This is a genomic window from Candidatus Magnetobacterium casense, from assembly GCF_019173545.1.
GTDB classification, from domain to species: domain Bacteria; phylum Nitrospirota; class Thermodesulfovibrionia; order Thermodesulfovibrionales; family Magnetobacteriaceae; genus Magnetobacterium; species Magnetobacterium cryptolimnobacter.
Map to the genome: position 1 here is coordinate 1 of NZ_JABXWD010000088.1, position 11,211 is coordinate 11,211.

An 11,211-nucleotide genomic window follows, 5' to 3' on the forward strand; every position below is an offset into this window, starting at 1 on the left:
CAAATTAACGACAAGTTTTTTAACCGAGCAAGTTCCACAAAAAGTCGCTTGAAAAAACTTGACAATAATGGAATAGATGTGCTACGATCCTAAATATGACATTGTCAAAATAAAATGATTGTTTTAAAAGATAAGATAACAAGCTGCGACGCATTTCAATGTTCAGAGCATTATATGGAATTGATTCAATGTTACGACGATGTAATAAATTATGCGGTTGATATATATGGGTATGAAAATCCAATAAAGTTAGATTTATTAAAAAGACTTGGAAAGTATTTAAAAAGCATAGGACAATTTAAGAAGTCTATAAATTCCTTTGAACGCGCAATCAGAATATGTGTCGATAAATATGGTGCATTTCATGCTAAGATGGCAGAGTTAAAACATATCACCGGATTAGTATGGTTTGATTTGCGTGAGTACGATAAAGCCTTTGAATGTTTATACATAGCTTTATATATAGATAAGAATATATTTGGAGAAAAACATGCTAATGTGGCAAGAGAGTACAACAGTATTGGAAGCATCTGGTATGAATTAGGCCAAAAGAAAGAAGCGCTTGCGTTATTTGAATATGCGTTGGAAATTAACACGGCTATTTATGGAGAAAACCATCCTGACGTGGGCATAGATTATAGCAATATAGGTAGCGCTTGGGATGAGCTAAGAGAGAAATGTAAAGCCCTTGAATTTTACGAGAAGGCTTTAAACATCCTTGAGACCTTCTACGGTATTGACCATCCACATACCAAAATCGTTCGCGACAATATAGCTAAACTAAAGCCTTAGCTCAAGTTGTTCAATAGCAGCGCCCCAGGTAGCTGAGTTGGGGCGTAGGTGGTAACTTAACCAAACCGGCAGATAAGGCCAAATGGCACGAAAAAACAGGAGAAGTCAAAAAGGAAAGATAAAATGCAACCTAATAAGGATATAACGATATGAAATCACTGATACTAAGCGGGGGACAGGGCACGCGACTCAGACCCCTGACACACACAATTGCTAAACAACTGGTACCGGTGGCCGGCAAACCAATCCTGGGCTATGTAATGAACCACATAGCGGAGGCGGGCATACGGGATGTGGGGGTTATCATCTCCCCTGAGACTGGCAATGAGGTCAGGGGGTACATTGGCGATGGCAGTCAGTGGGGGGTGCGGACGCACTACATCGTCCAGGAAAAGCCGGCAGGACTTGCCCATGCGGTGCTCATGGCCAAGGACTTCCTGGGGCAGGACGACTTCGTGATGTACCTCGGCGACAATCTCCTCAGTCAGGGGGTGCGGGAGGCCATCGAGCGCTTTAACAAGGGCAGACCCGATGCCCTCATCTTCCTCAAGGAGGTCGATGACCCCAGGCGTTTTGGCGTGGCGTGCCTGGACACCGCAGGCAATGTCACAAGGTTGATAGAGAAACCGCAGGAGCCACCGTCAAATCTGGCACTGGTGGGGGTCTACATCTTTTCAAACAGGATATTTAGCGCCATTGCCCGTATAAAGCCCTCTCATCGGGGTGAGCTTGAGATCACTGATGCCATTCAGGAGCTTTTAAACATGGGGCATCAAGTAGAGAGTCAGGTGCTCACCGGCTGGTGGCTGGACACCGGCAAGAAGGACGACCTGCTTAAAGCAAACACCATTGTCCTGGACGAGTACACCAAACACAGCATCAGGGGCAACGTGGACGCCCTCAGCACCATAGAGGGACGGGTCACCATTGCCGAGGGTACCAAAGTCATAAACTGCAAAATCAGAGGCCCCGTCAGGGTGGGCAGAGATTCAACCCTCGAAAACGCCTTTATAGGTCCTTTTACCAGTATCAGCGACGGTGTCTCTATAAAGAACTCCGGCATTGAACACTCGGTGATACTCAACAACTCCGTGATCGAGGGCATCGAGAGGCTTGAGGACAGCCTGCTGGGCAGAAATACCAGGGTGGTCAAAAACCCCGACGGTCCCAATGCCCTGAGACTGTCGATCAGCGATGATTCCGTTGTCGAGGTGTAATTTGAGAGATGGCTATCCTCTTTATATTTCATGGTGACTATACTTTAAGGCAAGAAAGAAAGGGGCGGCTCCGCCCCCCTTCAGAACCCCCCGCAAGGGGACCAGTCCCCTTGACCCCCATTTTACCATACAACTCACCTGCTACTGCCAAAGGCCGCAACGGCTAGGGCTATCAAGGCAACAGCCGTTGTCCCTACGATGAACTGTGCGACATGTGCCGTAGTGAGCCTCACACAGAGGGACTCTACCACACCTATGACAACGGCTGTCAGCAACATGCCCGCCACATACAGGGAGATACCCGCAAGAGCAGATGTTGTCGGCGGCATCAGCATGGTAACTGCAAGAGAGGCGTATATGGTAAGTTTCAGGGCTGTGGCCACACGCATCATGGCCAGGTCAACGCCGCTGTAGTGTAACGGGGCTGAGTTGTTGAGCATGGTGAGTTTATCGGGGGTTGTCTGATCGTCAACCGGCATCAGGCCCGCCTCTACAGTGGCCGATACCATGAGGACTACCACGGCGCATATGGTGGCAACGGGGGCTGTGTTTTGGCAGAACTCAACGAAGGACACCTTGGCGGTGCGCATCGCCACAACAGCCATGATCATAAGAAATGCAGGCTCCATCAGTGCGGCAATGTAGGCGTATCTGCCCGCTGCCAATGCCCCGCTGTTGCTGTTGGTGTCAAGGATGGCAAGGACGACAAAAAACCTTCCCAGGGCAATAGTATAAGCAAAAAACAGGAAATCACCGTTAAAGGCCATCAACGCCCCGGCGGTTGCTCCACCGCTGCCAGTGGGTACCACGACAGCGGCAGACATCACCGTTGCAAGCGCCACTGACGGGGCAAGTCGAAAGACCCATGAAACATCTGGATTGAGCAGTCGGTGTGGTCGTCGCAGGAGCTTGACAATATCCCACACTGGCTGCAATACCGGCTCCCCATACCTGCCACAGTACACGGCCCTCACCTTGCCAATGACCCCAACAACGACCACCGACAGCAAAAGCATCAACACGTATCTGAAAAACTCTGTCATCGCTTTAATGAACTGCCATCCCCCGTATTCTCGTCCTGATACAACTAAAATACTTCTTTATCTCCATTGTTGCCCCCTTGTTTATATTTTTGATCTCTCAAATACACTAGCATATTAAATCCTACAATATCAAGAGGTATACCCTCCAATTAAGATACACCTGCTAAGTAAGAGAGCATAAACATGTATAACATCACCAGCCTTATGGGGTCAAGGGGACTTCTTCGTGCCCGGGGGTGGCTCACCCCTCCCCTTGCGGGGGGGTCTGAAGGGGGGCGGAGCCGCCCCTTTCTTTCCTTAATTGGGTGAATTACGTTATAGCTACTTATGCTCTTCTGCTTATCCCTCGTGTCCCTATTTAAAAAGCATGGTAGAAGGGCAGTAGAAAATAATTATTGCAAAATATTTCAAGAGGTGATAGACTGTTACATAGGCATATGAATCAAAATTGGAGGAACTAGACATCGATATAGTTAATAAAGACTACAAACAATATGCCTGATACTATTTTTCATCAAATTACAGATGCTACAGGAGCCCCTCCCACGTGGATGAGTTAACACCGGAAGCGTATCGGATCAAGCTGGCGGTTTTTGAAGGCCCCCTTGATCTGTTATTATCGTTGATCAAGAAAAACAAGATAGACATATACGATATCCCGATAGCGTTTATAACCACACAGTACCTGCAGGAGTTGGAGGTCATCAGGGAGCTGAACCTCGACATAGCGGGTGACTTTCTGGTACTGGCAGCCACGCTGATCTACATAAAGTCACGGATGCTCTTGCCCGTGCAGGAGCAGGAGGCCGCAGAGGAAGAAGACCCTCGCCTGGAGCTTGTACAACGCCTGATCGAGTATCAGTCCTTTAAGGAGGCCGCCTTCTCTCTGCGAGAAATAGAAGAGAAATGGGAATCCGTATTTATCAAGGAACCATTTGCCGGCTGCAAAGAATCCACCCCGGGGGATGACGACGCTGAGGGACAAGAGGCAACGGCAGACTATGCCATTGTCAATCTTAACATATATGACCTGTTTGAAGCCTTCAGGAACGTATTTGAGACCAAACCTCCAAGTGCAGTACACATTGCTAAAGACACCTTGACCATAGATGATAAAATTGCTATTATAATAAGAAGACTTGAAGATGCCAGTGGCAGGCAGATAGAATTTAATGACCTGTTTGCCGGGGAAGTAACACGGTTAAACATAATAGTGACATTTCTAGCGCTCCTTGAAATGCTCAAAGGGGGGTATATATACATATATCAAAAGATGGACTTTGGAGAGATATGGATAAAAAAACGACACGGAAAACAATAACACGACGCACTTTAACGGCACCGTGGAGAAGATTTAACGCCTGCCACTTCAGGCGGTGCTTTATGCGGTACAGTATGCTGTCATGCTTGTTTGTGGGGTTAATCGCCTTTGGCGCCTGTGCAACATCAAATAATGCAAAACAGGTAAAGGCACACTTCAACATAGGTGTTGCCAAGTTACACGAAAACGATATCCAGGGTGCATTTGTCGAGTTCAAGAAGGCCCTGGAGCTTGATCCCAATGACAAGGAGTCACTCAACGCCCTTGGCCTTGTCTACCTACAATTGGAGGACTACGATCAGGCACAACGCTCTCTGCTGAAGGCCGTACGTTCCGATTCCAAGTACTCGGAGGCATATAACAATCTTGGCCTTGTCTACGTGAAGCTCAACAAGTGGAAGGAGGCCTCGGAAGCCTTTTCGGACGCCCTTAAGAACCCCCTCTACGCCACTCCCGATAAGGCCTACAATAACCTCGGATATGCACAGTACAGGCAGGGAAAATATACCGAGGCCATTAGTGCCTTTGACGAGTCCGTCAAACGCAATGATACCAGTCAGACACCACTGTACGGGTTGGCATTGGCAGAAAACGCCATAGGTCACTACGGTGATGCCTCCGTGTACCTGCTCAGGGCAATAAAGCTCGATCCCGTCTATGCAGGCAACGTGAAAAAGGCGTATGAGGACTTTACCAGAAAAAGCCTTAAGGCAAGCAAGCAGGAGCAAAAAGACTATACCGATTTCCTGGAGATACTAAACTATTAAGAAAACACCCTTGGGGGGCATTGTGTTCAGCGTCAGGGACAAGGCGACACTGAATAAAGGAGGTCTAAGTGCTAAAGAAGATAAAGGTCAATGATCTAAAAGTTGGTATGTACGTGATTCTGCCGACATCGTGGTTTAATCATCCGTTTTTGAAAAGCAGTTTCGTCCTCAAGGACGAGGGTGATATAAGCAAAATCATCAAGTCCGGCATCGGCGAGGTCAACGTAGATACGGCCAAGGGAGTGCCTGTTACCGTTGTTGAAACCCTTAGCCATGACGTTCCGGCTAACTTTAAGGTGCCGAAAACCTGGGAACCGGAGACGTTGGTACCTGATGAGCTGCGGGAGGCGGTTAGAGATACCACGCTATCGGCAGATAAAAAGGCCAGGGTTGTCTACAACTCGGCCACGACCATCATGGCGCGACTGCTGGATGACCCGCGGGCAAAAAACATCTCCGCCGCAAAGGAGGGTATCAACCACATTGTTGACATAATAGTCTCCGATGACCTGACCTCCCACAACCTGTTGCAGATAACCAGCCATGACTACTACACCTACACCCACTCTGTAAACGTTGGTCTGTTGTCGATCCTGTTGTCAAAGGCGCTCTTTAAAGGCTCTGATGTCCATGACATGCACGAGCTTGGAGCCGGGTTCTTTCTCCACGACATTGGCAAGGTGAGGGTGGCCCCGGAGATATTAAACAAACCCGGCAAGCTGACGGAAGAGGAAATGATGAAGATGCGCGCACACCCCTATCAAGGCTACAAGATACTGTCGGAGACAAATCAGCTCACGCAGGAGTGCAGGTACATCGTCCTGCAGCACCACGAGCGGGCAGATGGCACCGGCTATCCCAAGCGTCTCAAAGCCGACGACATACACCTCTATGGTCGCATCGGCTGCATTGCCGACGTCTATGACGCCCTGACCTCACAGCGATCCTACAAGCCGTCCATGTCGCCCTATGACGCCCTCAGACTCATGAAGGAACAAATGATTGACCACTTCCACAAGGAACTTTTTGACAAGTTTGTCCTCCTCTTTTCGTCGTGAACCCCTAAGAAGAAAAAGAATCAGGAAGGACTTTGTCTGGTAGCGCTCCAGTCCAGCGTGGTCAGCTCGCTTAAGCACAGTGACAATGCCATACTACGAAAATATAAAAGTGGCTTAAATCTTGGCAACCACGGTTGATTGTGGTGCTACCGCTTATTGCAGACAAATTAAATATGCGGTAGGCGTATCTCTGACGTTGACAGAATATTGTGAGAGATTGTATAATTTTAAACATGAAGAAAAGTCAATGTCTGGATATTGTGATGTTTTTGCTGTCTCCAACGCAAGTATGCTCAAGCTCTTTATTAGAAGGGCGTTTAAATAAATTATTGTCAAGCTTTTTATCCAAAACATCTAAAGAGCAAATGATAAAAAAAATCAGCACTGTCGCCATGATAATATCTGTAACATCTGTGGTCATTTTCTTAATCATAGATTATTTTAGTATGACAGAAAGTCTATTAATGATATGGTATTTTTTTTCTCGTTGTAACCAGCTCTCTTATCGTTTTTACATAGATGCAATTGACAGTTTGGGTAATAATAATAAAAAAACCTCTCTTACTTCTCAAGATAGGATAAAGCTGTCTCTTAAAAGTTATTTAGAATTAACCATTAATTTTTCTATTATTTATTGGTTACTTACATCTGTTTGGACAGACATCAAAATTACACGCACACCTAATAATATATTGGATTGCTTATATTTTAGTGGAGTGACCATTACAACATTAGGTTATGGAGATATAGCACCAACACATTGGATACTCAAGGTTCTGACAATATATGAGGTATTTTGCGGGCTTATAATATTGATAGTTTGTTTTGCCATTTATCTCGGACACAATACTTCTATTTCATTAGATATAAAGAGGAGATAAACTAAATATGCACAACGAATTTACCGTAATCATCGAAAGAGAGGATGAGTGGTATATAGGGTATTGCCTTGAAATACCTGGCGCTAACGGACAAGGAAAGACATTGCAGGAGTGTAAACAAAGCGTTGCAGATGCCATTGCGTTAATACTGCAAGACAGAAGAGAGGATGCTTTACGAGGGGTTCCGGATGATGCGTTAAGAGAGATAATTACCATTGCATGAAGCGTAATGCCCTTTTGAAACATTTAAGAAGATATGGTTGTATTCTTAAACGTGAGGGTGCGTCACACTCGATATGGGTTAATCCAATAACAGCAAAGGCAGAGGCGATTCCAAGACACATGGAAATTAGCAATTCGCTTGCAAAGAAGATATGTAATAACCTATCAATACCTAACATAAAGTAGGAGGAACAAAAGACATGGGATTTTGGGACAACTTAAAAGGCAGTATGAGTCAGATGAACGACTCACTGCGCGGTAAGATTTCGCAGTTTAAGAACGCCGACTTTGCAAACGGTGCAATGGCCATGTGTGCCCTTGTTGCCGCGGCAGATGGCAGTGTTGATCCAGCGGAGAGACACAAAACCGCCTCCTTTATCATGGCCAATGATATGCTAAAGGTCTTTCCTGCCTCTGAGCTGAGGGACAAGTTCGACCTCTACTGTGACAAGTTGAACAAGGACTTCGATTTTGGCAAGATCGAGGCAATCCAGACAATAGCAAAGCTGAAAAAGAAGGAAGACCAGGCCAGAGCGGTCATCCAGGTAGGGATCATCATTGGCGGGGCCGATGGCAACTTCGACCCCGGTGAAAAAAAGATCGTCAGAGAAGCCTGTAACGCCGTTGGGATAAACCCGGCAGAGTTCGACCTGTAAAATGGATTGAGCATGAAGGGGTCAAGGGGACTGGTCCCCTTGCGGGGTGGGTCTGAGGGAGGGGCGGAGCCGCCTCCCTTCTTTCCCGCTTCTTTGAAATTATTATAAGGAGTAAAGCATGAAATTTAGCTATATCGGTTTAGATACTGAGTCTGTTGAGAGGTCGAGACAGCAACATGGCTCAAATCAACTGGCACCCCCTGAGATAGAGGGGTTTTGGGAGAAGTTCATCGGCAACTTTAAGGACCCGATAATCATCATCTTGCTGGTGGCACTGGCGATTATTACGGTGCTGGCGGTGTTTGGTTTTGCCGCGTGGTATGAGGGAGTGGGCATAGCAGCGGCCGTTTTAATAGCAACCTCCGTTGCCACGCTCTCGGAGCATAAGAACGAAACCTCTTTCAGAAACCTCCAGGAAGAGGCCTCACAAATACTAATAAACGTCTTTCGCAACGGCCATATCACCGAAATTTCCATCAACGACATAGTCGTGGGCGATTTCGTCCTCCTGCAGCCCGGTGACAAGGTCCCCGCAGACGGCGCATTGGTGGCGGCAGAGGGCACACTCAACGTCAATCAGGCCGCCCTCACGGGTGAAGCCGATCCCGTAAAGAAAAAGGTACCCACCGACGATTACATCCCAAAAGAGCTAAACGACCTGGCAGACCCATATGCCCTCTACAGAGGGTCGGTTATTGAGGACGGTGAGGCCGTCATGAAGGTCAGCGTCGTAGGGGAAAAATCCATGTACGGTCAACTCGTAAAGGAGCTTGACGCCGAGGACAGAGATACTCCGCTGCAGGTCAAACTCAACGTCCTGGCAGAGGGGATCAGCAAGTTTGGCTACTTTGGAGGGACATTTATCGCCCTGTCTTTCTTGTTCAAGAAGATATTGATAGACAACGGATTTGATGCTGCCAGGATTTCCGCCTACCTCTCGCATTGGCAGACGTTTATGCACGACGCCGTTACGGCCGTGATTCTGGCCATTATCATTATCGTGGTGGCCGTTCCCGAAGGGCTGCCGATGATGATAGCCATCGTGCTCTCTATGAACATGAGAAAGATGCTCAGAGAGAAGGTCTTGGTCAGAAAGCTCCTTGGTATAGAGACGGCAGGCAGCATCAACATCCTGTTTTCGGATAAGACCGGCACCATCACCAAGGGACAGATGGAGGTGTCGCAGTTCATGACGGGTGATACGAACAGCTTCAGCGGTTTTGATAGCGTCCCGGCACCAGTCAGGAAGCTGTTGACCCTGTCCATAAAGGAAAACACCAGTTGCGTCATCAACACCAGCGAGGGTAAGGTCAATGAGATCGTTGGGGGCAACCGCGTGGAAAAGGCCCTGATGCGATACATATTTTCAGCACTGTTGCAAGACAACAACGTCAAGCTGAACCGGACAATTCTCTTTAGCAGCGACAAGAAGTTCTCCGCATCGGAGGTCAGCATGGCCGGTAATGTATATACCCTCGTTAAGGGTGCCCCAGAGATCATACTATCGGGCTGCAGGGGGTACTATGACAAAGACGCCCACATCGTTGACATGAACAAGGCATCCTCGGATGCCTTGGCGCAGAAAATAGACGAACTCTCCAGGCGAGGCATGAGGTTGATAGCACTGGCAATATCGGAAAAGCCCATAACGGATGATTCCATGCCCACGGGACTAAAGCTCCTGGGGATGATAGCCATCAGGGATGAGATACGCCCCGAATCAGCCGAGGCCATCCAGTTGGCACACGAGGCCGGCATCCAGGTGGTCATGATAACCGGTGACAAGCGTGAGACGGCAGAGGCCATCGCCAAAGACATCGGCCTCCTGCAGCGCCCCAACGACCTCATCATGACCTCCGAGGAAATAAACAAACTCTCCGACGAAGAACTCGCCCAACGTTTGCCCGATCTCAGGGTGGTGGCCAGGGCGCTGCCTACGGACAAGAGCCGGTTTGTAAAGATTGCCCAGGGCCTCAACCTCGTTGTGGGAATGACCGGCGATGGCGTCAACGATTCTCCGGCACTGACAAAGGCCGATGTGGGTTTTGCCATGGGCAGCGGCACGGAGGTGGCCAAAGAGGCCGGCGATATCGTCATCCTCGATGACAACTTCCTCTCCATCACAAAGGCCGTGTTGTATGGCAGGACCATATACAACTCCATCAGGAAGTTTATAGTGTTTCAGTTGACGGTGAGTTTTTCGGCCATTATGACCTCGTTTCTGGGACCGTTCTTTGGCGTTGACCTGCCCTTTACGCTGGTGCAGTTGTTGTGGGTTAACCTCGTGATGGACACCCTTGCCGCTTTGGCCTTCGGTGGTGAAGCCGCACTACAGAGGTACATGCACGAAAGACCCAAAAAACGAGAAGAGTCCATCATAAGCAAAGACATGTGGTCATCGGTGCTCGTCAATGGGACGTTTACGACGATTGTATGTATACTCTTTTTAAAGAGTGCGCTGATAAAAGGGCAGTTCAGTTCTGACGCAGCCTTTTTGACGGGTTTCTTCGGCTTCTTTGTCTTTATACACAACTTCAACAAGTTCAACGTAAGGACGGAGTTGCTCAATCTCTTTGATCACATCCTTGACAACAACAACTTCCTCAAGGTGGTGGGATTGATTTTCATCGTTCAGATAATCTTTACGTACTTTGGAGGCAGTGTCCTCAGAACGGTCGGATTGTCTGCGAGTGAGTGGCTGGTACCACTTGCGTTGTCGGCGGTTATCATTCCGGTGGATTTGCTCAGAAAGGCACTGCGCGGCAATTGAGCGTAAGAGTATAGAGTACGTCAAGGGGGCTGAAATGCCCCCTTATACACTATCCATTTAAGGGTGAACTATTACTTTGACAATGTCATATTTAAGTAAACATAGGGATTGTCTGAACTAGGATTACACAGATTAAAAGATTCACAGGAGAAAAGAACAAGGCATTCTTAAACATAAATCCTGATAATCACTTAATCCGTTAAATCGTGGTTCAGACATCTTTAACATGCAGATATTGTAATATGACATTGTCAAATTACCTTGTTATTATTAATTATGGACATGTACTTATAAGCAGTTTGCGATACTTCAGAGGGAGCGCCTTAGATGTTTCAGCCCCCTCTTGGATTCGCTTAAGTAAATCAGGCGATACGGGGTAGCACTCCATTCAAACGTGGTCACGTTGCTCACGCATAGCAACAATGCCATATTACACAGGTATAAAAGTGGCTTAAATCCTTGCAACCACGGTTGATTGTGGTAC

Annotated in this window: 11 protein-coding genes; 10 read left to right on the plus strand and 1 reads right to left on the minus strand. The window is 47.6% G+C overall.

What is annotated here, in order from left to right; genetic code table 11:
- The first annotated feature begins 174 nt into the window (after positions 1-174).
- Positions 175-792 carry a tetratricopeptide repeat protein gene (locus tag HWQ67_RS06640; protein ID WP_218251896.1) on the plus strand — a complete coding sequence of 206 codons (618 nt, stop codon included), beginning with the start codon at positions 175-177 and terminating at the stop codon, positions 790-792.
- Positions 793-941: 149 nt separating this feature from the next.
- Positions 942-2,009: a glucose-1-phosphate thymidylyltransferase gene (locus HWQ67_RS06645; RefSeq protein ID WP_218251897.1), complete on the plus strand. Its 1,068-nt coding sequence runs from the start codon at positions 942-944 to the stop codon at positions 2,007-2,009.
- A 134-nt stretch (positions 2,010-2,143) separates the two neighbouring features.
- Here HWQ67_RS06645 and HWQ67_RS06650 read toward each other — a convergent pair whose 3' ends face one another.
- A complete protein-coding gene (locus HWQ67_RS06650; protein WP_218251898.1) occupies positions 2,144-3,052 on the minus strand; it encodes a respiratory chain complex I subunit 1 family protein in 909 nt (302 codons plus the stop codon).
- Between the two features lie 547 nt (positions 3,053-3,599).
- Here HWQ67_RS06650 and HWQ67_RS06655 point away from each other — a divergent pair.
- The 8 genes from HWQ67_RS06655 to HWQ67_RS06685 all read left to right on the plus strand — a co-directional run bounded on the left by HWQ67_RS06655 (position 3,600) and on the right by HWQ67_RS06685 (position 10,727).
- Positions 3,600-4,373, plus strand: a complete 774-nt coding sequence (locus tag HWQ67_RS06655) for a segregation and condensation protein A (RefSeq protein WP_218251899.1) — start codon at positions 3,600-3,602, stop codon at positions 4,371-4,373.
- Positions 4,343-5,140, plus strand: coding sequence for a tetratricopeptide repeat protein (locus HWQ67_RS06660; RefSeq protein WP_218251900.1), 798 nt, complete (start codon positions 4,343-4,345; stop codon positions 5,138-5,140). Before HWQ67_RS06655 ends, HWQ67_RS06660 begins: the two co-directional genes overlap by 31 nt.
- A 68-nt stretch (positions 5,141-5,208) precedes the next feature.
- On the plus strand, positions 5,209-6,198 hold the full coding sequence (locus HWQ67_RS20175; RefSeq protein ID WP_218251901.1) for an HD-GYP domain-containing protein: 990 nt from the start codon (positions 5,209-5,211) through the stop codon (positions 6,196-6,198).
- A 233-nt stretch (positions 6,199-6,431) separates the two neighbouring features.
- Positions 6,432-7,079: a potassium channel family protein gene (locus tag HWQ67_RS06670; RefSeq protein ID WP_218251902.1), complete on the plus strand. Its 648-nt coding sequence runs from the start codon at positions 6,432-6,434 to the stop codon at positions 7,077-7,079.
- Positions 7,080-7,086: 7 nt separating this feature from the next.
- Positions 7,087-7,302: a type II toxin-antitoxin system HicB family antitoxin gene (locus HWQ67_RS06675; RefSeq protein ID WP_218251903.1), complete on the plus strand. Its 216-nt coding sequence runs from the start codon at positions 7,087-7,089 to the stop codon at positions 7,300-7,302.
- Positions 7,299-7,487 (plus strand): type II toxin-antitoxin system HicA family toxin, encoded by a 189-nt coding sequence (locus HWQ67_RS20435; protein WP_425340706.1) that lies wholly within the window; start codon positions 7,299-7,301, stop codon positions 7,485-7,487. The genes HWQ67_RS06675 and HWQ67_RS20435 overlap by 4 nt, the downstream gene beginning before the upstream one ends.
- A gap of 14 nt (positions 7,488-7,501) precedes the next feature.
- Positions 7,502-7,957, plus strand: a complete 456-nt coding sequence (locus tag HWQ67_RS06680; protein ID WP_218251904.1) for a tellurite resistance TerB family protein — start codon at positions 7,502-7,504, stop codon at positions 7,955-7,957.
- Between the two features lie 118 nt (positions 7,958-8,075).
- Positions 8,076-10,727, plus strand: a complete 2,652-nt coding sequence (locus HWQ67_RS06685; protein ID WP_218251905.1) for a calcium-translocating P-type ATPase, PMCA-type — start codon at positions 8,076-8,078, stop codon at positions 10,725-10,727.
- The last annotated feature ends 484 nt before the right edge of the window (positions 10,728-11,211 follow it).